The sequence below is a fragment of the Bremerella volcania genome, assembly GCF_007748115.1.
Taxonomy (GTDB): domain Bacteria; phylum Planctomycetota; class Planctomycetia; order Pirellulales; family Pirellulaceae; genus Bremerella; species Bremerella volcania.
On sequence record NZ_CP036289.1, the window covers coordinates 5503817 to 5526524 of the forward strand.

Annotated in this window: 14 protein-coding genes; 8 read left to right on the top strand and 6 right to left on the bottom strand. The window is 54.0% G+C overall.

All coding sequences use genetic code 11. The features are described from left to right. Window positions 1-21: 21 nt before the first annotated feature. The 4 genes from Pan97_RS21930 to Pan97_RS21945 are packed head-to-tail and all read left to right on the top strand — an operon-like array spanning window position 22 to window position 6014. The gene (locus Pan97_RS21930; RefSeq protein ID WP_144976351.1) at window positions 22-558 is read left to right on the top strand and encodes a sigma-70 family RNA polymerase sigma factor; all 537 of its coding nucleotides are present in this window, start codon (window positions 22-24) and stop codon (window positions 556-558) included. Between the two features lie 15 nt (window positions 559-573). After that, on the top strand, window positions 574-2190 hold the full coding sequence (locus Pan97_RS21935; protein WP_144976353.1) for a LamG-like jellyroll fold domain-containing protein: 1617 nt from the start codon (window positions 574-576) through the stop codon (window positions 2188-2190). A gap of 29 nt (window positions 2191-2219) precedes the next feature. Beyond that, window positions 2220-4562, top strand: coding sequence for a PSD1 and planctomycete cytochrome C domain-containing protein (locus Pan97_RS21940; RefSeq protein WP_206668910.1), 2343 nt, complete (start codon window positions 2220-2222; stop codon window positions 4560-4562). Window positions 4563-4577: 15 nt separating this feature from the next. Beyond that, the gene (locus tag Pan97_RS21945; RefSeq protein ID WP_144976355.1) at window positions 4578-6014 is read left to right on the top strand and encodes a DUF1501 domain-containing protein; all 1437 of its coding nucleotides are present in this window, start codon (window positions 4578-4580) and stop codon (window positions 6012-6014) included. Between the two features lie 15 nt (window positions 6015-6029). Here the strand turns inward: Pan97_RS21945 and Pan97_RS21950 are convergent, their stop codons facing one another. Next, window positions 6030-11963: an ATP-binding protein gene (locus tag Pan97_RS21950; protein ID WP_144976357.1), complete on the bottom strand. Its 5934-nt coding sequence runs from the start codon at window positions 11961-11963 to the stop codon at window positions 6030-6032. A 406-nt stretch (window positions 11964-12369) separates the two neighbouring features. Between Pan97_RS21950 and Pan97_RS21955 the strand changes: the two genes are divergently transcribed. Next, window positions 12370-13485: an SAM-dependent methyltransferase gene (locus tag Pan97_RS21955; RefSeq protein ID WP_144976359.1), complete on the top strand. Its 1116-nt coding sequence runs from the start codon at window positions 12370-12372 to the stop codon at window positions 13483-13485. Here Pan97_RS21955 and Pan97_RS21960 read toward each other — a convergent pair. From Pan97_RS21960 to Pan97_RS21970, 3 genes are all read right to left on the bottom strand, one after another. Further along, on the bottom strand, window positions 13482-14585 hold the full coding sequence (locus tag Pan97_RS21960) for an HD-GYP domain-containing protein (RefSeq protein WP_144976360.1): 1104 nt from the start codon (window positions 14583-14585) through the stop codon (window positions 13482-13484). The genes Pan97_RS21955 and Pan97_RS21960 overlap by 4 nt on opposite strands. After that, window positions 14585-14962: an Hpt domain-containing protein gene (locus Pan97_RS21965; protein WP_165698910.1), complete on the bottom strand. Its 378-nt coding sequence runs from the start codon at window positions 14960-14962 to the stop codon at window positions 14585-14587. The genes Pan97_RS21960 and Pan97_RS21965 overlap by 1 nt, the downstream gene beginning before the upstream one ends. 214 nt (window positions 14963-15176) lie before the next feature. Next, window positions 15177-16373: an OmpP1/FadL family transporter gene (locus Pan97_RS21970; RefSeq protein ID WP_144976364.1), complete on the bottom strand. Its 1197-nt coding sequence runs from the start codon at window positions 16371-16373 to the stop codon at window positions 15177-15179. A gap of 416 nt (window positions 16374-16789) precedes the next feature. Here Pan97_RS21970 and Pan97_RS21975 point away from each other — a divergent pair, with 416 nt between their 5' ends. The 3 genes from Pan97_RS21975 (at window position 16790) to Pan97_RS21985 (ending at window position 20404) form a co-directional block, all read left to right on the top strand. After that, window positions 16790-17713, top strand: coding sequence for a Gfo/Idh/MocA family protein (locus tag Pan97_RS21975; protein WP_196782184.1), 924 nt, complete (start codon window positions 16790-16792; stop codon window positions 17711-17713). A gap of 57 nt (window positions 17714-17770) precedes the next feature. Next, on the top strand, window positions 17771-19219 hold the full coding sequence (locus tag Pan97_RS21980; protein ID WP_144976365.1) for a Gfo/Idh/MocA family protein: 1449 nt from the start codon (window positions 17771-17773) through the stop codon (window positions 19217-19219). Window positions 19220-19366: 147 nt separating this feature from the next. Beyond that, window positions 19367-20404 (top strand): LacI family DNA-binding transcriptional regulator, encoded by a 1038-nt coding sequence (locus Pan97_RS21985; protein ID WP_144976367.1) that lies wholly within the window; start codon window positions 19367-19369, stop codon window positions 20402-20404. Window positions 20405-20408: 4 nt separating this feature from the next. On the opposite strand, the gene Pan97_RS21990 is transcribed toward Pan97_RS21985, so the two are convergent. Continuing rightward, window positions 20409-21395, bottom strand: a complete 987-nt coding sequence (locus Pan97_RS21990; RefSeq protein WP_174819554.1) for an N-acetylglucosamine-6-phosphate deacetylase — start codon at window positions 21393-21395, stop codon at window positions 20409-20411. A gap of 17 nt (window positions 21396-21412) precedes the next feature. Beyond that, entirely contained in the window at window positions 21413-22165 is a 753-nt protein-coding gene (locus Pan97_RS21995; RefSeq protein WP_144976369.1) for a glucosamine-6-phosphate deaminase, read from the bottom strand. Between the last annotated feature and the right edge of the window lie 543 nt (window positions 22166-22708).

Below are 22708 nucleotides of genomic sequence, written 5' to 3' on the forward strand. Positions count from 1 at the left end.
CAGTTCTTCTCCATCCACATTATGGCCGAGTCCACCTCCTCGCATCGAAATCCAACCCCTTTCGTTGAATTGATTGTGAAATTCGAGAGGCCCTTGATGCGCTATATTCGGTCGCTAGTCCCCAGAATGGACGACGCGGAAGAAGTGTGGCAAGCCACGGCGATCGTTTTGTGGGAGAAGTTTGAAGAGTTTGATCACGAACGAGAATTCCTTCCCTGGGCTCAAAAATTCGCCTACTTCGAGTCTCTCAAGCAGAGACGCAAGGTAGCCCGCGACCGGATGGTTTTCTCGGAAAGTGCGATGCAAGCCATTGCGGATACGCATCAGGCCTCGCAGGACCATCTGGATCGACGAAGTCGCGCACTGAAAGTTTGCATGGAAACGCTGGGAACCAATGACCTGGCGTTGCTCAGGTCTCGGTATGACTCCGAAATCACCATCGGGAAACTTGCCAGTCAGATGGAAACGACTGCCAAGACGTTGTACCGGCGTTTGGACCGAATCCGTGACAAGCTGGCTCAATGCGTTCGCCGTCGCGTCGCCTTGGCGGAAGAATAGGTATCCGAAAGCGTTATGTCTCAACCGACACCCACCCAACTCGAACGTGAAGCACGCTTGGCAATAGACCGTCTGGTCGATGGTCAGATGTCTCACGAAGAATTTGCCGACCTGGAGCGCCGGCTGATCTCCGACCAGCAGTTTCGCCTGGCATACGTCGAGCAGTCCGATATGCAGTCGGAATTGGAGCATCACTTACGGTCCTACCCGCCGCTGACCATTAAAACTGGTCAGCCCGTTTCCAGGTCTTGGGGTATTCCCTTTGCGGTAGCGTTGTCGATTCTGATCCTACTTGGATTCGCCAACCTGTTTTTCATCGACTCTTGGAAGACGGCCTTCCTGGGCAATCCCATGCTCGATTTCACGGAAACGCAACTCGTCGGCCAGGGACCGATCGCGATCGTGATCAGCTGCAGCGAGGAAGAGGACACCGATTCTCCCCTTCAGGTCGGTGATCGCGTTAAACCAGGTGCTCTTCGATTGAATCGTGGAGACTTGAAACTCGAGTTTCTCTCTGGCGTGCGTGTTCAGTTGACAGGCCCCTCTGAAATACATTTACTTACCGAGCACCACGCAACGCTTCTAAGCGGTCAAGCGGGCGTAGTCACTCCCCCGGACTCCGATTCGTTTTCGCTAAATGGACCAGTATCCGCCGTGGCGAATGGCTCAAGCGAGTTCGTATTCCGCGTTGAAGGTCCCAGCCGGAGTGAAGTTGAAGTCTATCGGGGAGAAGTCATGGCCTCGCTGCTAGGACCGTCCGGCGATACGCTGTTAAACGAATTGGTATCTTCAAACCAAAGTGCATTGTTCACCGACGGAGAACTGGTGATCTCGGCGAAAACGTTTGATCAGACGGATCACGTCGACATGCTCCCGGTCGATAATCTTTACTTGAATTCCACCGATCAATACGCCGACGTTGTGAAAGCCGATCGTCCACTCGTCTATTGGCGATTTGAAGATGGCGATGTCATCGGCGACCGAGTCATGAATCAGATGGGGGATCATCATCACGGCGTGATTCATTCAGCCAACGATGGCTCGATTGAGATCAGTGGCGGACGCATTCGCTTCTCACAAAGCAAGACGGGGCGATACCTTGGGCTGAGCGAACCGATCGACAGAATCAATCGTCGCGACTTTTCGATTGAATTCTGGGTTCGAGCCGATAGGATGCACTGGGGAACCTTTTTCGGTCTGCTGCCGGTCACCCAAGCCGACCTTGAAAAGGAGAGCCACCTTTGTGTGCTTGAATATGCCAATCAGACCAATGTCGTTCATCGCCCCGCCACGATTCGGATGCTGTATCGTTACCCGCCAACTACCTACGATGGCGGCAAGAATGTATTCAGCCCCAACTCGTGTACGCCAGGTATCTGGACGCATATCGTCGCAGTAAAAACACCTGATGCGATTCGCTTGTATTGCAACGGTCAGCTTCAGGTCAACCTGGACGATCTCGATTTTGACGATTCCTCCGCCTACACGGCCGTATTGGGACAACTCGACTCCGTTCGTCCGATGCGGCAACTCGAAGGGCAACTCGATGAAGTCGCCATTTACGAGAAAGCCCTTACGGAAAAACAAATCCGTCGCCATTACGAGATTATCGCCGGCCCGCCGAAGACCTAGTCGTTTCCTTACCCTATAGACTTCCTGCCATGCTGATGACTCCTGCCCGCACGATTGCATTTTTGTTTGCCATGCCACTCATGACGTTGACTAACGTGGCGATGGCCGAAAAGCCGCTGGACTACAACCGCGACGTCCGGCCTATCCTTTCCGAGAACTGTTTCTACTGTCATGGACCGGATCCGGAACATCGTGAGGGAGACCTTCGCTTTGATGAAGAAGAGGCGGCCAAGGATTACGCGATCGTCCCCGGAGATTTGGAATCAAGCGAGTTCTATCAGCGTATTATTGCCGATCCAGATTCCCGTATGCCGCCGGTCGATTCCGGCAAAAAACTCTCAGCCAAGGATATCGCCACGCTGAAGCGTTGGATCGAGGAGGGAGCTCAGTACGAAAAGCACTGGGCATACGTTCCACTACAGTCTCATCCTGTCCCCGAAGTCCAAAACAAGGATTGGCCCGAAAGTGATATCGATCGCTTTCTACTGGCCAAGATGGAATCAGAAGGGCTGAAACCATCCCCTGCAGCAGACAAGGTCACACTATTGCGCCGGGTTACGTTTGATCTGACCGGCCTTCCGCCGACGGTGGAGGAAGTGAAAGCTTTCCTGGACGATCAATCGCCCGACGCGTTTGAAAAAGTCGTCGACCGCTTGCTCGCTTCGGATCGGTACGGAGAACGCATGGCGATCTACTGGCTCGACCTGGTCCGTTTTGCGGATACGGTCGGCTATCACGGTGATCAGGATCACAATATTTCACCCTATCGCGACTACGTCCTGGATGCGTTCAACAGCAACCTTCCGTTCGACCAATTCACACGAGAACAACTCGCTGGCGATCTACTTCCCGACAGTACGATCGACCAGAAGATTGCCTCTGGCTACAACCGTCTTCTGCAGACAACGCACGAAGGGGGCCTCCAGGAAAAAGAATATCTCGCCATTTACGCGGCAGACCGTGTTCGCAATGTGTCTCAGGTTTGGATGGGCGCGACGGTCGGATGTGCCCAGTGCCACACGCATAAGTACGATCCGTATACCATCGACGATTTTTACAGCCTCGCTGCGTTTTTTGCGGATGTCGACGAAGCACAACACTTCAAGGTTGGTACGAATGCACTTCCCACCAAGCGGCCTCCCGAGATCAAGGTGCTTTCGCAACGAGAACGTTCCAAATTGGCCGAACTTCAAGCAGAACTAGCGGAAATCTCCAGCGACGACGAAGCAGAAACGGAACGACTACAAAAGCAAATTGACGAACTGAACAAGTCGGCTCGTCTGACGATGGTCACCGAAGCAATCAAACCACGTCAGATGCGTGTGCTGCCGCGGGGAAATTGGCTGGATGACAGTGGCAAAATCGTCACCCCTGCCATCCCCACATTTCTGGGCAACATCGATACCCAGCAAGATCGAGCCACGCGGCTTGACCTGGCCAACTGGCTTACCGATCCGCAGCACGGTTCAGGCGGGCTTACCGCTCGGGTTTTTGCGAATCGAATGTGGTACCTGTTTTATGGCGTCGGGCTGTCCGCGAGCCTGGGTGACTTTGGCGGACAAGGCGAGCCTCCTGTCCATCCGGAGCTACTCGACTATCTTGCCGTCGACTTCTATCAAAACGACTGGGACATCAAGCGTCTTGTGAAGTCGATGGTCATGACGTCCGCCTACAAACAGTCTTCGTTTGCCAGTGCCGAGACCCGTGAGCAGGATCCATACAACCGCTTTTACAGCCACCAAACCAGACACCGCCTGCCTGCGGAAATGATTCGTGACAATGCCTTGGCAGTTAGTGGCCTGTTGAATCTGGAATACGGTGGCCCAAGCGTGAAGCCGTATCAGCCAACCGGCTATTATCGACATCTAAACTTCCCGCAACGGAAGTATCACGAAGACAAGAACGAGCAGCAGTGGCGACGTGGCGTCTATGTCCATTGGCAACGTCAATTCCTGCACCCCAGCCTGAAGGCCTTTGATGCACCGAGCCGCGAAGAGTGCACCGTCGAGCGTGCTCGCTCGAACACTCCATTGGCAGCGTTGGCGCTGCTTAACGACCCCACGTACATCGAAGCTGCGAGAGAGTTCGCCACGCGTATCCTCTCCAGCGAAGCAGCCGACGATCAGGCTCGCTTGAATCGTGCTTACATGTTGGCACTTTCACGCGTGCCCGATTCTGAAGAACAACAGATTCTCACCCAAATCCTGCATGAGAACCGAGAGATCTATCGCAAAGACACTCAGGCGGCGGCCAAGCTATTGGAAATTGGCCTGAAACCGTCGGATGATGCGATCGAAGTCGCCGAACTGGCAGCCTGGACCCAGGTTGCCCGAGTGATCTTCAACCTCGATGAATTCATTACCCGCAACTAAGACTCTGAGTGTGTCATGTCTGAATTTCACCCGATGCAATTGAATCGTCGCACGTTTCTTTCCCGAACGGGCGTTGGACTCGGCTCAGCCGCCCTGGGTTCACTACTTGCGCGCGATGGGTTCTCCGCAACCAAGAGTACCGGTGGCGTTGCTGGGCAGCCTGGGCTGCCGAATCTACCGCAGAAGGTCAAGCGTGTTATTTTTCTTTGCATGGCAGGCGGTCCTTCCCACCTGGAAACATTCGACTATAAGCCCAAACTGGCTGAGATGAATGGCAAGCCATTCCCAACTTCCTACACGGAAGGTCAACCGATCGCTCAGCTACAAGGCAAGGAACTGAAGTGCCTGGGATCGATTGCCAAGTTCAACAAACATGGCGCCAATGGACAGGAAATCAGCGAGTATCTGCCATGGCATGCGAAGATGGCGGACGATATCTGTATCGTTCGATCGATGGTCACTGAACAAATCAACCACGACCCGGCCCACACATTCATGAACACAGGGACCGCCATCAGCGGTCGCCCCTCGATGGGCGCCTGGGTGAACTATGGCATCGGCTGTGAAACGGATGAACTGCCCGGTTTTGTCGTGATGAGTAGCGTCGGTGGCCGAAATCCCCAGCCGATCGCCTCTCGACAATGGGCCAGTGGTTTCCTGCCTAGTCGCTATCAGGGCGTCGAATTCAGTTCCACTGGTGACCCGGTCTATTATGTTCGCAATCCTAACGGGGTGAACACTTCGCAGCAGCGTCACCTAGTCGATGCGATCAGCCAGCTGAATCAACGAAATCAGGCCACCGCAGGCGATCCCGAGATTTCCAGTCGCATTGCCGCGTACGAAATGGCATTCCGCATGCAGATGTCGGTCCCGGAACTTACCGACATGTCGGACGAGCCGCAGCATATTCTGGATATGTACGGGGCCAAGCCAGGGGATGGTTCATTCGCCTCGAATTGCTTGCTCGCTCGGAGGCTCGCCGAACGCGGCGTGCGTTTCATCCACCTTTATCACCGTGGCTGGGACCATCATGGCGGCTTGAGCAAGTATATGGATATTTGCTCAGGACTCACTGACAAGCCAACCTATGCCCTGCTCACCGATCTCAAACAGCGAGGCATGCTGGAAGATACTCTGATCGTCTGGGGTGGTGAGTTCGGTCGAACCCCCATGTCGCAGACAGGCAAGGGAGACATAGGCCGCGACCATCATATCAAGGGCTTTAGCATGTGGCTGGCTGGGGGACCGATCAAAGGAGGGACCACCTACGGCGCAACCGACGACCTGGGATACCATGCCGTCGACAATGTCGTCCATGTGCGTGACCTGCACGCTACCATGCTCCACCTTTTGGGCATTGATCACGAACACTTCAGCGTCAAGTTCCAAGGACTCGATATGCGGCTCACTGGCGTCGAACCGGCGCGTGTCGTTGAGGACATCATCGCCTAAGCGCCAACAGCAAGACTACGCCGTTGGCACGTTTCCGGACACGGCAATTTCATCGAGCAATTGCTTGAGCCGTTCTGGCTGGATGGGTTTCGACAGATAATCGTCCATGCCTGCTGCCAGGCAGTTCTCTCGGGCACCATCAAGGGCATGCGCTGTCATAGCCACAATCGGCGTGCGTTGCCCGTGCTCTTGTTCCCACTGCCGGATTGCGTCGGTCGCCTGGTTGCCGTCCATCTCCGGCATTTCCAGATCCATCAACACCAGGTCAAACTTTCCACTCTGATAGCGCTCCAGTGCTTCACGCCCTGTACTGGCGACCTCACAGGTATGGCCAAAGACCTCGAGAATACCTGTGGCCACTTCCAGATTAACGGGGGCATCGTCTGCGAGCAGGATATGTAGCGAACGTTCCCCTGACGAATGGTGTAGCAACTCAGCATCTCGCGTGGCAGGATAGGCATTCTTGGCCGACTCAATGGCACTGATCAGGTCACTGGCAGAAATAGGTTTCGCAACCGTGACCATGCTGCAGTGGTCAATCTCGTCTGGGACGCCTGTGGGTGGAATGAGCACGATGTGAGGCAGGTTGAATAGATCCACCGAATCAGGCGTCAAGAACCATTGCTCTAACTTGTCGGAATCAACTTCCCAGTCAAGAACCAGAACGGCGTCATCGGCGGTACCTTCTTGACCGCGCCTCAGGGCCTGGTCGAGGGTCACATGCTCCAAACTCGCCCCAGCTTGCTCAAGGATCTCTTGATACAGCTTCCGCGAGGTGGGATGCTCTGAAACGAGTAGGACATGCTCGTTGGACAATGGCTTGGCGGACTTGTCCGATTCGGTTTGGGTCGACTTCAGTGGAATGGACACGTGGAAAGTACTTCCCTGCCCCAGTTCACTTTCGACCCAAAGCTTGCCTTCCATAAGGGCCACGATTTGTGATGAAATGGACAGACCAAGTCCCGTTCCACCGTAGCGGCGGGTGGTCGAACTATCGCTTTGCTCGAAAGACTCAAAGATGGTCGACAGCTTGTCCTCAGGAATCCCCGGTCCAGTATCTCGCACGGAAATGTGAAGCTGTTGCACGTCATCATCGGAGTCCACCGTACAATCGATGAACACTTCCCCGTGATCCGTGAACTTAATTGCGTTGCCCACCAAGTTCATAATGACCTGGCGCAGTCGGCATGGATCTCCCTCGATAGACTCCGGCACGCTCGGAGCGATACGGTACAGTAACTCCAAACCCTTTTTGGCGGCATTCACGGCCAGCGGCCGAACCGCCGCGGTCACGACACCCTGCGGCTCCATCGGGATCGCTTCCAAATGCATCTTCCCAGCTTCAATCTTAGAAATATCCAAAATATCGTTGAGAAGGCTGAGTAACGCGTCGCCAGACTGATTGATTACCGTCAAGCAATTCCGCTGCTGTGAAGTGAGTTGGGTTCGCAGAGCTAACTCGGTCATGCCTAAGATGCCGTTGAGCGGCGTACGAATTTCGTGGCTCATGGTGGCCAGGAACCGACTCTTTGCCTCGTTGGCCGTCTCGGCAGCAACCTTCGCCACGCGCAGCTCTTCCTCGGTCAGGCGAAGTTCCTTGGCGGTGCGTTCCAGTTGTAGATTCGATCGTGCCAACTCGGCGGCTCTCGTTTCCGCGGCCGCCGTTCGCTCAGCAACACGTTGTTCGAGAGTTGTATTCAGATTCGACAGTTCCATGAACCCTTGGGCATTTTCCAAAGCAGCACCGGCGATCGTCCCCACGAAATCAGCCAGGCGTTCTTCGTCAGTACCAAACAAGCCAACGACTTGAGAATGCGTCACGCACACACATGCTGAAAGGCGATTTCGAACGAATATCGGTATGTAGATCGACGAACGCGGGTTTGTCGTATCGCGGTGCAAGTCTCCTTCATTACTCGTCTCGATAAACGTCATTGCTCTGCCGGCTTCCGTCGCCCGCTGCAGGTTTGCTCTGTCGAACGGAACATCCGTTGCGCCAAGCACGACGGTAGGTTCCGCCATCGCATCGTCACGATCAAACTCGAGCAACAGGCTGTTCTCACCTCGCAGCAAGCGCGTTGCTCCCAGCGAAGCCTCCTCGTAAATCCGGTCGGTCGAAAGTGCGGAAGCGATTCGACGTCCAACGTGTAGCACGGTATCGAATCGATCGACCAACGATAGCGTGCCCATCTGACCGCCACGCGTGCTTTCCGTCTCTTGTTCAATAGTCAACTCATCCAAGAGCCGTTGTGACTCGCGTTCGTCCTGGACGGCGTCTGCCCACCGAGCCGACTGCCCCACTTCGCTTCGATGCTGCAAAGTCAGTGCCTGTTCGTAGATCGACCCTAACTGTTTCGCTATCGCAAAAGCCTTGTCGAAAAGGCGGCGCGACTTGCGGTAGTTCCCTCGCATGGCCGCGATGATGGCGCGTTCTCGGATCGCTCGTGGTAAGTCATTGGGACACACCTTCGCGGCGGCAACCGCACGAAGTGCGATTTGCTCGGCTTTCGCAAGCCGTTCATTTCTTAGCGCGGGGGCATGTGGCAGCGTGGATTCGGCTTGCATGCGAATGGCCGTGGCCAGCCAGGGCAGGGCAGGTGCCGTGTAGGCATTCTGGATACCTGCCGAAGTTGCCGTATCGACTGCTTGCTCAAGCGCCGTGATTGCCGACTCGATCTTCCCTTGGTAAAGGTCGCGGATACCCACCGCGAGGTAAAGCTGAGTCTTGCCTTGAGCGTCGTGACGCTTCCGAGCAAGTTCCGCTTCAAATAGCGAATCCGGGATGTTACCAAGAGTTGCCCGTGCCCACACATCGAGAATGATACCCGATGCTTGCTCGTCCCCTAGCTCCACGCCTGACCGATGGTTGTTCTTGGCTTCGGCAATCGCCTCTCGGAAGTTGCCCAGGTGATATAAAGACGCAGCCACTTGGTATCGGGCAATATGAACTTGCCAGTAGTCGCCGGTCCGCTCCAATAACTGGATGGCTTCGCGTCCCTTCTCGATACTTTCTCGATATTGGCCGGCTGCGTAAAGAGAACAGCTGTAGTAGTTGAGTGATTGCCCCTGACCCCAGACGTCGTCGAATTCTTTCCGCAGCTTCAGGGACCGTTGAGCATAGGCAATTGCTCGCTTGAATAGAGGAATCAAACAAGCCACAGGTGCATGCAAGGAATAGGCACTTGCCAATTCGGGGCTCGGCAGAAACTCTTCGGCGTAATTCAAACCTCGCAAGTGTGCCGACAAGCATTCCAATTTGCTTCGACAGTACCAACATCCGTGTGCCAGCAAGGCAAAAAGCTGAATTGCCAACCGCTCGGAGTCATTGGGGGGTCGTCTTTTCCTCTGAAGCATCATCTTTGGAAAGCAGGAATGCAGGACCTGTTTGATAGCTTCCCACATTAAGAGCATCGTCCCCAGAAACTTATTCCGGGGGACCATACAGCCCAAGCTTCTTAGTGCCTTTTCAAATCCTTTAGTAGCGGCTTCCATGTCTCCGCGCTTAAACGACAACTCGGCCAACTTGCTCTGGATCTTGGCGCGATCGAGATCCCCTTCCGCGAGTTCAGCCGCCAGTTCAAACTGCGGTGCGGCCTCCGGGTATTGCCCTCGCAGCATCAGCGCATCGCCAAGTCCCTCCGCAATCCGGAAGCGGATGGATTTCGGTTGGTTCTCGGCACCCTTCTGGGCGATCCGATATTGCCGTTCGGCAACTTCCAAGGAGAACTGACTGCGTGCTTGTTCGGCAGCCTGCAGGGCATAACCAAGAGCTGTTTCCGAGGCGCCCGCTTCGTCCAGATGGTAAGCAATTTCGGAAACCCGTGAGGGACTGTGCTCCTGTAAATGCAATGCCGCCCTGAGGTGCAGTTGTTTTTGTTCGTTCGGATCAAGCCGATCTAACAACGAACTGCGGATCTTATCATGCACAAAAACGAACTGACCACCATCAGCACGTTCCCAGATCAGGTTGCGGTCTTTGGCATGTAGCAAAGCTCCCACTGCGGCTGGAACCGTCAATCTGGCCAACGCTGCGGCGGTGTCTAAGCTGAATTCTTTACCAACCAACGCGCCCACGGAGAGCAATTCGATCGTTTCCTCCGGAAGCATCTCGATTCGATGTGCGAGAAACGAAGCTGCTTCTTGCGAAGACTGGATGTCTCGGATAGCACGCTGGTCGACTTGCCAGGTACCATCTTCGGCGACTAATGCCCCCGATTCGACCAAACCGCGCAGAACGGCCGAGGCCATAAACGGACTACCGCTGGCCAGTCGTGTCACAACCTCCACGGCTTCCGTCGGCAGCGAGCCTGCCATCGACTCAGCCAACTGGCGAATTTCTTCCTTACGCAAGGTCAACAAACAAATGTGTTGGCACCTTGGGATTGAACGCAAAGCGTGATCATCGCTCACTTCTTCGCTACGGAACGAACAGATCAGAGCACTATGGCGTTCCGATTGCCGCGTCTGCGTATGCCAGCGACGAATGAGACTATGGGTCAACGCATCGGCCCACTGACAATCGTCCAGAATGATGATCGCTGGACGATCTCGACTTCCCAAAGCTCCAAGAAATCGAATCAACGAGTCGATCGTTCTGTTTTCACCAAAAGCAGCGGGCGACTGATCGGTAATACGGCCGGTAGGACGTAAGGCAGCTCCCAATGATGGCAAAGCGGCAACCAAGGCATCCGCCATGTCACCCACTTGTTCCTGCACCCGGCGGAGAAGATCTTTATCTTTTTGAGCGACCGACAGAAAGCCATCGACAATACCCTCGAGCGTGCGATAAGGACGTTGGCCGACATTCGTTGTCGCTTGTCCACGCAACACCCAGTTACTATTGCGACGAGCCACGCGCACCGCTTCCACCAGCAAACGGCTCTTCCCGAGGCCTGACTCCCCTTCGACCAGGATCACGGAGGATTTACCCTGCCGAGTTTCGCGGATGAAATTATTGAGCTGTTTGAGTTCTTCTTCTCTGCCAACGAACGTTGGCTCGGTTAACGTGCAGCGGCGATCACAAGCGCCGATCGCCACGTGACCTCCCGATTCCCCGGCAGCAAGCGATTCTTCGATTGCCAACAAGTCGGCAACCACGGCGCTTGCCAGCTGGTAGCGATCGTGCGGATCCTTTCTAAGTAGCCGTTGGACCAATTCGTCCAAATCTCTCGGAACTTCGGGGTTTATCGTAGGCAAATCAGGTACCGGTGCCGTTAGGTGCTCGAACAGAATCGCACCGGCCCCTTGCCCCTGAAAGGGAAGCCGCCCAGCGAGGCAACGAAACAGAAGGATCCCTGCCGCGTACAAGTCAGAAGGGGGCCCCACGTCCGTATCAATGGAGCCCGCTTCTTCAGGCGACATGTATGAGACTGTTTCGCACTCTCGTTCGCCGAAGAGTTGATCGGGGTGAAATCGCTTGACGGTGCCGAACCCTCCAAGAGTCACACGACCAATCAATCCCGGCTTTCCATTTTGCGACCTGACGAACATACTCGATGGCGTCACATCACGATGAAGCGAACCTCGCCGATGAAGTGAGTCGAGCGCCGTGAAGATGTCCTTGCCAATTTGAATCGTCTCTTCGACGGAAATCGGCTTGGACGTCAGCATTTGACTTAGGGACACTCCGTCATTCCAGGGCATCACCACGTAGAATTCCGTGCTTGTTCGCACAAAATCGATCACGGGAACTAGCTGGTCATTGGGATGCTCCTGTCGGATCGACGCTTCGAACTCGATGCGCGCACGTGTCCCTGACGTCACGGACTTCAGTTCGATGGCCTTGATTTCAACGCCTTCGCCTGTCTCTCGATCATTTCCCCAGTACGTGCGCACAAAGGGTGAATCACCGCTGGATGCGTTGACCTCGTACCGCGCAAGAATCTCTTCTGGCACTTCCGACCCAACTTCGCCTGGGGCGAGTCTTGTTCCCGCTTCTCGATCCACCATGGTCCTATTTCGTTCTCATCTATGGAATCGCTCCGGCACTGGGCAGGTGGGAATCCCACCTCATCCCGTGCCTCATCAATTCCTGTTACTCAGAGAGAATGCTGCACCTCCATAAGGCAAAATCCGCGCGCGTTTCTGGCGCACGAAATCAGCTAAACCATAGCTTTCTTTCGCGGGTAATCACGAACTGAGATACTTATAGCGCTTACTGCGCAATACGTATGGGTCATAAGGGGCACTTAATTGATCAAAGTTACGTAAGCACACCCCCCCTTATGTCTAAATAGCGACTTTCTTGGTTGATTTTCTCATCCTTACCTATTCTGATGTAAAGGCGAGTCAGGCCGCATTCATCTGTTTGCGGCGAAATTTGCCCATTTTGGAACCTGTGTGTTAGGTATTAGCCATGATACAGTCGAATGATTCGACCACTTTCAGACTACCAAGTGTGATCGAATTCTTCTCGAAGGACGTGGCGGAATTCAAGCGTCAGCTTACTCAACTGGAAAGCGAGATCGACAAGGACGCCATCCCGCAACGAAACGATGAGTTTCACAAGCGAACGCTCGCCGCCTTTCAGCAATCTCAAGCAGCTTGTCGCGCTTTCGAGCGAGCCCACGAAAGCGATCCCGACCTGATCAAAGAAGTTCAGGCACGCTTTCGCGACGAGACTTCTCCCTGGTTTTCGCAAAGTTGGATCGCCAATCGCGCGCGTACCAAACCTAGCGGTTTCGCTGGGGACTATGAGATGCTCGTTAAACTATACGAGGAAGAGACGCCTGCCCGGGGTATTGGGGCGTATATCGACCTGTGCATCTCGGAATTGCCTCTAGCCAACGCCGTTCGTGGACGCAAGGACATGGTACGCGAGTACCTGCTCAACGAGATTGCAAAGCGAGAAGGTGATCTTCGGATCATGGACATCGCTTGTGGTCCATGCCGCGAGTTTTTGGATTGGCCGGAGTTTGAGGGTCGTAACATTGAAGTCGTTGCGATGGACAATGACCCGGTCGCTTTGGAGTATATCGAAGCTACGGTCGCTTCCCAGCTTCCGCCTTCGACCACTCTCAAGCCGGTTCGCTTTAACGCCATGCGAGCTCGCAACGCGGAAGCCACCAAGGCGAAGTATGGAACATTCGATATAATCTATAGCGTCGGCTTGGCAGACTACCTTACCGACGAACACCTAATAGGTATCTTTAGCGGGCTGGGTGAAACCCTATCGGATGGCGGTGCTCTCGTAATCGCCTTTAAGGATACCGAACAATATGACGAAACCCCCTATCAATGGCATTTAGACTGGTTCTTTTATCAAAGAACGGTAGAGGACGTGTTAAATGTTTACGATATGGCGGGATTTAACACGGACAAGATGGAACTGACGCGGGATCGCACTGGGATCATCGTCAACTACGTCAGTCACCGTGCTCCGGACTGCATTCGACGCCTCGACCCGGCAGAATTGCCACGTCCAGCACGTGCTGGGAGAATCGCCAAAAACGGCAAGGTCATCGAAAGCTAGTTCGCCGTCGGAACGGGTCCGGTGGGAAATGTGACGCTTGGCGACATCTGGGGGAGTTCCGGACAAACCGATGCGTCATTCAGTCGCTGATTAATGTCGACGATCTCTTCTTCATGACGGAAGAAGGCGTCGACAATATCAGGATCGAAGTGGGCACCGCTTCCCTCGCGAATGATTTGGCAAGCCTTCTGGTGACTGAAGGCTTCCTTGTACACGCGTGCCGTAGTCAGGGCATCGTAGACGTCTGCCACCGCGACAATACGGCCACAAAGAGGAATTTCTTCTCCTTTGAGACCGTAAGGATAGCCACTGCCGTCGTATTTCTCGTGATGCGAGCAAGCAATATCACGTGCGAAACGCAAGTAGGCGGCTTCGGGCTGTTCTCGCACGGCGGCATCCAAAGTATGGAAACCTACGAGTGTATGCTGCTTCATGATCTCGAACTCTTCCGCTGTCAGTTTGCCCGGCTTGAGCAGCACGTGATCCGGGATGCCAACCTTTCCGATATCATGCAGGGGACTGGTCAGGTAAATCGTCCTCACGTAATCCGCATCAACGACATCGGCATACTTTGGCTGTTGCGAGAGATCTTCAGCCAGAAGTCGCGAGTATTCCCGCATTCGCTCCAGGTGAGCGCCTGTTTCTGGATCGCGTGATTCGGCAAGCTTGGCCAATGCGAATATGATCACGTTGCGGCTTTCGAGCGACACAATTCGATTGGCCGCGCGGAGCCGAATGTGAAGTTCTTCAGGGTCGAATGGCTTCGTAATAAAGTCGTCGGCACCCGCCCTCAGTCCACTCACGAGGTTGTGTTGGCGATCGAGCGAAGTCAGTAGAATGAAATAAACGTATCCACTCAAAGGACGTTGGCGAACGCGTCGACAAAGTTCGACCCCAGACATCCCCGGCATTTGCCAGTCGGACAATACAATGCGGAAATCTCCCTGATAGATCATCTCCAGGGCTTCATTCCCATCTCGTGCGGTTTCAACAGGAATTCCAAGCGCACTAAGAACGTCACTCAGCATCCCCAGGCACGCTGGATCATCATCTACCAGTAGGATCGGCGATTGGCTGGTATCTCGATCGTGAATGATCATTAACTTCCCCCGGACCGATGTTGCGATATGAGTTGGCTCAATCGGCAACATTCGTCACGAATATCAGCAAGAGATGCTTCGTCGTAGTTCAAATCTTCTTCTTCCGCTTGTCTTTCCAAGTGCATCGCATACCCTGCCAGGCGATCCGCGGAAACGGTTAAGGAAGTCCCTTTGATGCGATGGGCAATCCGCGCAACTTCTTGCGAGTTCAGCTTTTCAACCGCCTCTTCTAGAGACTCTAGATCGTCTGCCAAGGAATCTTGAAATCGATTCAGGGCCTTCTCGACGAGATCGAGACGACCAATACATCGTGACTTCAAAGTTTCCCAATTGATCGACTGTTCTTCAGCCGGCGCGTGCGTTTGCTGCAAGCTCATCAACTGCCTCCCAGGGACGTAACCTATGCACTGAGAAAAGTTTGCGGAGTGCAAAAACGGGATATCTTCCGAAAGATAGGTTACATTTCTCCGAGGGTCAAAACGCATGGCCTCTGGCCGATCAACTGGCGGAACATCGGGAACAACCCGCATAACACCTTCGGATACCACCAGATAGCGTAGCGCATAACACGCAAGCGCCCAGAATTTGACTCTAATACCGAATCTGGACTCCCATCACCAATGAGTGGGCACTGATGCGGTGCGAGATGGTGTCATTGGCACCAAACGGTGGGGAAGGAGCCGGCCCTGAAACCGACGAATCAACCAAATACACATACGCGAGATTCAGTTCGACTCCATCGGTCAGCAAACACCCGGCCCCCAGTGCAATGTTATGCGTTTGAATCAGTGGGTTGGCGACATTCGTGAAGACGTCTTCCGAGCCGATCGGGTTCTGGTTGAAGTTATACCCAGCCCGCAGTTTCCACAGATCGCTTAGCTGGTATTGGGCTCCAATCGCACCGGCGAACACGTTGTCCCATCCGAGGTCACGAAAACCCTGCGTATTGGCATAATCGAAATAACGTGCATCTGCAGCAAAGACCCAACGTTCCCATCCGTAGTATGCCAGGCCCGTGGAAAGAATCATGGGATAGTCGAGATCAAAGCGAACGACCCCTGACGGCGTAAAGAAGCGGAACTGTTCAAACCATTGGGTGCTTTTGATTGTGAAACCAGCTCGCCAGCAACTGGGACTGGCGTAATAGATGCCCCCTTGGATACCCCCGCCCCAGTGAACGCGATTGCCGGACCCCGCCGTGCTGGTGGGTGTAATTGCCGAAGGTCCAAGCGGATCGAACTGCATGCGGGCAGCAGTAATCGTTGGTGCCACGCCGATCGACCAACACTCGCCCAATCGTAGTGACATGGTTGGTGCGATCTGCATGATTTCCGCGTCGGCGAAAACAGGGCCGGATGCCAGAAGCGGATTACTTGCATCCATAGGCATGTTGTTTCGGAAACCACCAATCCCATAGACTCCCATGCCAATGGTCAGCGGAGTTCCTTCCAAGTGATCGACCCAACCGACGGCCGGGATAATGGCTACGCCTGCTTCTCCATTGGTCGTGTTGGTCGTGCCACTCACGGTCGACGAAAGCTCGATGTCAGCCAATAGGCCTTCCATGCCAAACGAGACTTCGGACTGCTCGAGATAGCTGATCGACGCTGGGTTCCAGTGCAATGCACCGATCGCATCCAGCGGTGCGGCCGTACCCGCCCCACCCATCGATCGATTCACCGGGCCTACCCCTGTCACAGCGATACCTTGTCCGTAAGCCATGGAACTGGTCGCCACAACCAGAACTAAGATCAATACGAACCGACCGGGATAAGAGAGCAACGCCATTGTCCGCCTCGCCAATGAAGACTCTTCCAGAAGAATCATTAGAACCTATACGAGACATGCCATCGGCACATCCGATAGCACTTCGGCAGCTATTTCAGCTGTGCATCCCCAGAATATCGGGTGTATGGGCAAAGCTTTTCCGATTCCTGTGACCAGAACGGCCGATCTCCCACGTTTCACGCTACCGCGTGCTGGCACACCCACTCCTCGGAGGCAGGCCATCCCACCTTTCATTACAGCCTGAAAAGAAAAAGCTTTACTCAAGTGATGTCACGTGGTATCTTGGTGGCAACGATTTGACGAACTCGATGCCTGGCCATGTCGCCAGACTTCGCTGCCTCCCGCAATCAAAGGTCTTGCCCGTGAGAATCTCCCCTGCTGTCACCACGATCGCTTGTTTAATGGCTTGCCTGCTTATGACAACTTCAACACACGCCGCTGAGACACTGCGGATCGGTTTAATTGGCCTCGATAGCTCCCACGCCGTTGCGTTTACTAAGACGATCAATGCGACAGACGCCCCAGCCGAATTGCGAAGCGCCAAAGTCATCGCCGCGTTTCCCGGAGGCAGTCCCGATTTGCCGACCAGTGCCGATCGGATTGAAGGCTTCACCAAGCAAATCAGTGATATGGGGGTCGAGATCGTCCCTTCCATCGATGCCCTGCTGAAGAAAGTCGATGCGGTCATTATGAACAGTGTCGATGGACGGGTGCATCTTCAGCAAGCCACACCTGTTCTCGAAGCGGGTATTCCTCTCTTTGTCGACAAGCCAATCACCGCGTCACTTGAAGAAACAAAGCAATTGATCGCCTTGTCGCAAAAGACAGGCACTCCCTTCTTCTCTGCTTCGACACTCCGATTCTGCCGGGAAGTGATCGACCTCAACAAAGAAGACGTCATGGGCTGCGTTGCTTACAGCCCTTGTAAACTTGACCCGACCCATCCCGACCTGTTCTGGTACGGCATCCATGGCGTAGAAACCCTCTTTACGGTAATGGGGCCCGGATGCAAATCCGTGCAGCGCACGCAAACCGAAGGGGCCGAGATCGTCACTGGCGTCTGGGAAGATGGCCGCGTGGGAACCTTTCGGGGAATTCGCGACGGAGCAAATGGCTACGGCGTCCTGGTCTTCGGAAAGAAGGATATCGAACTAACCAAGATCCGTGCTAGTTACGACCTGCTGGTTGTTGAGATCGTCAAGTTCTTTCACACCAAGGAAGCTCCTATTTCCCCTGAACAGACATTGGAAATCGTGGCGTTCATGACCGCCGCCGACATGAGCCGCGATGCCGATGGCAAAGTAATTTCTTTGAATAGCCTCATAGGCGAGACCAAATAGCCGCACGCTCCAGCTACCATTCCAAATTGAATTAAGCCCTGCCCAATAGGTACTGATATGCTTTCCTTCAATCGACGCCAGTTCCTTGCCGCTGCATCCGCGACGGCTGTGACCTCGATCACGACACCATCCGCGTTTGCTTCCGCGAACGACGAACTACGGGTCGTCGTGATTGGTTTGAATGGAATTGGCAGAACGCACCTCAATGGCTTTCCTGAGATTTCTGGGGTTCGCGTCGTAGGTGCGTGCGATGTTGATAGTGCCGTCCTGGGCAAGCGAGCTGAAGAGTTCCAAAAGAAGTTCAACAGCAAGCTGAAGACGTACGGCGACATGCGGCAGGTCTTCGACGACCCGAATGTTGATGCCGTCGTCCTAGCCGTCCCCAATCACTGGCACGGCCTTGGAACGGTCTGGGGGTGCCAGGCAGGTAAAGACGTCTACACCGAGAAGCCTTGCTCTCACAACATCTGGGAAGCGGGACAGATGGAGAAGGCTGCCAAGAAGTACGATCGGATCGTTCAGATCGGAATCCAGCGACGAAGCTTTACGCACCTGAAAGACTTCTTCCAGGAAATCCAGCAAGGTGTGCTAGGCAAAGTGAAACAGGTCAAAGGCCTGTACTTAACTCGCCGTAATTCGATTAGTCGCCCGTCGGCCCCTCCTAAACCGCTCGCTACCGTGAATCACGACCAGTGGTGCGGCCCTGCCCCGACAAAGCTGGAACGTGCCAATTATCATTACGACTGGCACTGGTTCTGGGACTATGGCAATGCGGAACTTGGCAACAACGGCCCGCACATCCTTGATCTTTGCCGCTGGTCGATTGGCGCGGAAGAGTTTCCGACCGCCGTCAGCAGCGTCGGTGGACGTTATGCGTGGGATGACAATGGCCAAACGCCCAACACGCATCTGCTCCGCTACGAATACGCCCAAGCTCCCATTACCTTCGAGATCCGTGACTTGCCAACGGCGACCGGGAAGAAGGATACCTGCGACTACATGGGAATCAGCTACGGTATTGTCGTTGAAGGGGAAGATGCTACGTATGTTGGTTTCGATACAGGCAAGGTTATCGACTCTCAAGGCAAGACCATTCGAGAAATCAAAGGAACCACAGGTCCTGATGGTGGCCGGCAGTTACACCGCGAAAACTTCGTAAAGGCTGTTCGATCGCGGAAGACATCCGACCTGAATTGCAATGTCCGAACGGGGCACCTTTCGACGGCTCTTTGCCATCTCGGAAATATTTCACACCAGACTGGTGATGCTATTTCACTGAAATCCCTCCGGGAACGCACCCAAGAGCAACCACTCGTACACGAGGCCGCCGTGCGGATGCAATCTCACCTGGCGGCGAACGGGGTAGATGTCAGTTCAGCACACGTTCAGCTGGGAAAAACCGTTCAAATCGACCCCAAGACCGAGATGTTCCCTCAGGACGAAAAGGCCAACATGCTGCTAAAACGCGAGTATCGGGCACCCTATATCGTGCCTGAAGTCGTTTAGGCTTCTCCACTTCGTTCAATCTGCAGGACTTGATTCAAGGTCCCTGTTTTCCGTATTCTGGAAAGCTTGACCCATTGCCAAGTCCAACGTGGCAGTCGCTCGTTCGTCAATCGATCGACCGCCCACCCTATCAGATGAACGAACAATATGGCCCAAGAACCACGGAAAGTCCGCCTCCTCGACATTGCGAACAAAGCTGGGGTCTCCCGTGCAGCGGTGGGGCATATCCTCAATAACTCGGGAGCGGATTGCGTTCGCGTCTCAGAGGCGACGCGCGAGAAGGTTCTCAAAATTGCGGCGGAACTCGACTACCGTCCCAATCGTGCCGCTCAGCGACTCCGCGGCATGCCGACGAAGATCATCGGCGTGGTGCTGGACACCGTGAACCTGGCCGTCTTTTCGGCGCGTCTTGCCGCAATCGAAGCCGAAGCGCACAACCGCGGTTATCGCTTGATGATCGGTCAGGCTCATCATGATCCAGACGAAATCAAAACCTACCTGGATGACTTTGCGGATCATGGCATGGACGCAATTCTTTGCATGTTCGACGTCATGCAGGACTTCCGTCCTAAGCTGAAGAAGGTTTTTCGCGGGCGCGAGAACATCATCGTGCACTCTTCCCCCATTCTTAAAGCTCAACCTTGCGTTCGGGTCGAGACCTCCTCGGCGATTGAGCAGTTGGTCGATCACCTTGCCGATCGAGGACGTAAGAAAATTGCGATTCAACTCTGGTCCCCTTCGGATCAACTCATGTCGATTCGAAGCGAGGCTTGGAAAGAGAATGTCAAACGCCGCAAGCTACCTACGACCAACTCACTGATTTGGACCAATCCGGAAGCGACTCAGAAACCGTCCCGTGAGGCCATTGACGACTGTATCCAAAAGCTCGTCGTCACCAACAAAGCCGACGCGATCATCGCATCCAACGACGAATGGGCCGTTCGCCTGATCCAAGGACTTGAACGCCACGGATATACGGTTCCCAAGGACGTCGCCGTAACAGGCTATGACAATCTAGATATCGCCGATGTGATTGAACCAGGACTGACAACCATCGATCAGTGCCATGCAGAATACGCCAAGCAAGCTATGGACCTGGTTGAAGAAACCATCGCTGGAACGATTTCTCCGTCCAAGCGATTGCGGGTGATTCGACCGCAACTCGTTGTCCGCGAGTCGACCTAGCATGCTAAGTCGTTGTCGCTTGATGACCACCGTTTTTCAACGAACCACTCATCCGCAGAGAGACAGCCTTTACAGAGCCGACCAATTGGTTCAGCGGGTTGGTATAAGTAAGACGACGTATCTCCGTCGCGGTCAGGCCTAGTCGGCACTGAAGGTTTTCCGCCATCTGCTGCATCGTCGTCGCTGAGCCTACCAAGTGGCTATCGTCTTCGGCTCGGGGAACTCCATCCGCACCGACGGTTACCTCTTGATCACCCAACGGATAAACACCAGGGCCGCAGCCTGCAGCGGATATGGCATCCGAGACAACAAATGCTCGATTGATGCCAATGATGTCGAGGTAGTTCTTCAAAGCGAAAAACGGAACGTGCGCCCCATCGGCGATAAGTCCAATTTGCAGATGCTCGGACCGGCTTAAAACCCGCTGAATAATGTTATCGTGCCGATCCATCATCCGCGGACAGCCGTTACCCAGGTGGGTAAACATTGAAAGTCCTGCGTCGATCGCCGCGTCGAGTTCCTTCAGCGATGCATTCGTATGCCCAGCGGAAACGACAATCCCTTCTTCGACAAGACGGCGAGTAATTTCCTGGGCCGGATCTTGTTCAGGTGCCAAGGTAACAATTCGCACCAGTCCATCAGCAGCTTCAAGAAGCGTCTCCATTTCCCGCCAGTTGGCCTGCTTGGCCGCATAGACGGGATGTGCCCCAACATACCCAGCCTCGGTACTGATGAACGGCCCTTCGACATGCACGCCGGCGATCATTCGTTGAACAAGTTGATCGTTACTACGCAGGCGGACGAGACGGCGAATTCGCAAGGCCATTTTGGCGATGTCATCCGTGATGACCGTTACCAGAACTTGCTCGACGCCATCTCGCTCTAGTGCCACGCATGCAGCGTTCAGTTCTTCCGCGGAGATATTGTCCTGGTTAAAGTCAACGCCATAGTAGCCATTGATCTGAAGATCGATGAATTTCGGGGTAGTCATGTCGCTCCTGGCGCTTTTTAGTCGGAGAGGGTCGAGGAGGTAAGCAGTGATGCAGCCGCCTTGTCGACGTACAAAGTCGTACTCTCATGCGTCTGCAAAATGGAGGCGGGAACGTCTGGGGTAACAGGTCCCTCAAGGCTACTACGTACAGCTTCCGCTTTTCGCTTGTCGGGAACACTACAAATGATGGTTTTTGACTTCAAAATGTGACGACAAGACATACTGATGGCTTGCGTTGGTACGTCATCGATCGTGGCAAACCATCCTTCGCCAGCTTGCTGTTTTCGGCAAGCTTCGTCCAGTTCAACCACCAGATAGGGTTCGTTAGTATCGAAGTCCGCAGGAGGGTCATTGAATGCGAGGTGTCCATTCTCACCAATTCCGACGAAGGCAACATCGATGGGATGATCTTGAATAAGTTGCCCTAACTCACGACAAACCTGATGAGGATCAGCACCGGTGCCGTCCACGTAGTGAAACTTTTTCAGAGGAACATGTTCCACGAAACGCTCTCGCAAGTAACGGCAAAACGAAGCAGGATGTTGATCATCGAGCCCAAGGTATTCGTCCAGATGAAACCCTGTGACATGGCTCCAGTCAATGCCTTCTTCAGCAATCAGCGCGGATAGCGTCTCGAACTGAGAAGCCCCAGTGGCAACGATGATGTTCGCTCGACCGTTTTCGGCAATCGCATTGCGGATAGCCTCCGCACCGCGACGAGCGGCTGCAATTCCCAACCGTTTGGCATCTTCTAAGACTTCGAGTTTCATAAGTTCGATTTTGCTTCCTAACTACGACGATTCGATCCACCGCGACATGAAAAGGGATCCGAACACATGGCAAAGATGTCACGAGACATCATTGTGGCGTCACTTCTTGCTAAGTCAACCAGTAAATCTTTGCCACAACACTGCAATGGGTTTCTCCGCTGATATTACTTTCCATGCATCCATCCATAGAGTCAGACAAGTTCTCGCCGTAGATTCTCTTAGAAAATGCATCCTAATCTATTTTTTTATCTTGGCCGATATGATGTCAGCTGATATCATTTTGACGGGTGGGCTGATCAATAGCAAGCTTTTCCCGCTCATTTTTTGGGCGAATTGCAATAAGCCTCGATGAAATCGACGGCACAGACGGCCCCTCACTTTGCACCTCATCTCGTTTTTTTGGACCGTTTCTCGACGAATTCAAACCAATTTGGTTGAAAGTCGAGATCAGCCGTGTGATTTGATCGTTCGTGGCGCGTTCTTTGCGTTACTGAAAAGATATGAACGACTTGGGTACGCGGCCTCGTGACTGCCCCTTTTCAA

Excerpts from the sequence above, each read along its gene's own strand:
- Pan97_RS21935 (WP_144976353.1), top strand. The coding sequence starts at position 574 with ATGTCTCAACCGACACCCACCCAACTCGAACGTGAAGCACGCTTGGCA.
- Pan97_RS21965 (WP_165698910.1), bottom strand. The coding sequence starts at position 14,962 with ATGAGCTTGCAGCAAACGCACGCGCCGGCTGAAGAACAGTCGATCAAT.
- Pan97_RS21950 (WP_144976357.1), bottom strand. The coding sequence starts at position 11,963 with ATGGTGGATCGAGAAGCGGGAACAAGACTCGCCCCAGGCGAAGTTGGG.
- Pan97_RS21940 (WP_206668910.1), top strand. The coding sequence starts at position 2,220 with ATGCTGATGACTCCTGCCCGCACGATTGCATTTTTGTTTGCCATGCCA.
- Pan97_RS21980 (WP_144976365.1), top strand. The coding sequence starts at position 17,771 with ATGCTTTCCTTCAATCGACGCCAGTTCCTTGCCGCTGCATCCGCGACG.
- Pan97_RS21955 (WP_144976359.1), top strand. The coding sequence starts at position 12,370 with ATGATACAGTCGAATGATTCGACCACTTTCAGACTACCAAGTGTGATC.
- Pan97_RS21970 (WP_144976364.1), bottom strand. The coding sequence starts at position 16,373 with ATGGCGTTGCTCTCTTATCCCGGTCGGTTCGTATTGATCTTAGTTCTG.
- Pan97_RS21985 (WP_144976367.1), top strand. The coding sequence starts at position 19,367 with ATGGCCCAAGAACCACGGAAAGTCCGCCTCCTCGACATTGCGAACAAA.
- Pan97_RS21945 (WP_144976355.1), top strand. The coding sequence starts at position 4,578 with ATGTCTGAATTTCACCCGATGCAATTGAATCGTCGCACGTTTCTTTCC.
- Pan97_RS21975 (WP_196782184.1), top strand. The coding sequence starts at position 16,790 with ATGACAACTTCAACACACGCCGCTGAGACACTGCGGATCGGTTTAATT.
- Pan97_RS21990 (WP_174819554.1), bottom strand. The coding sequence starts at position 21,395 with ATGACTACCCCGAAATTCATCGATCTTCAGATCAATGGCTACTATGGC.
- Pan97_RS21995 (WP_144976369.1), bottom strand. The coding sequence starts at position 22,165 with ATGAAACTCGAAGTCTTAGAAGATGCCAAACGGTTGGGAATTGCAGCC.
- Pan97_RS21930 (WP_144976351.1), top strand. The coding sequence starts at position 22 with ATGGCCGAGTCCACCTCCTCGCATCGAAATCCAACCCCTTTCGTTGAA.
- Pan97_RS21960 (WP_144976360.1), bottom strand. The coding sequence starts at position 14,585 with ATGATCATTCACGATCGAGATACCAGCCAATCGCCGATCCTACTGGTA.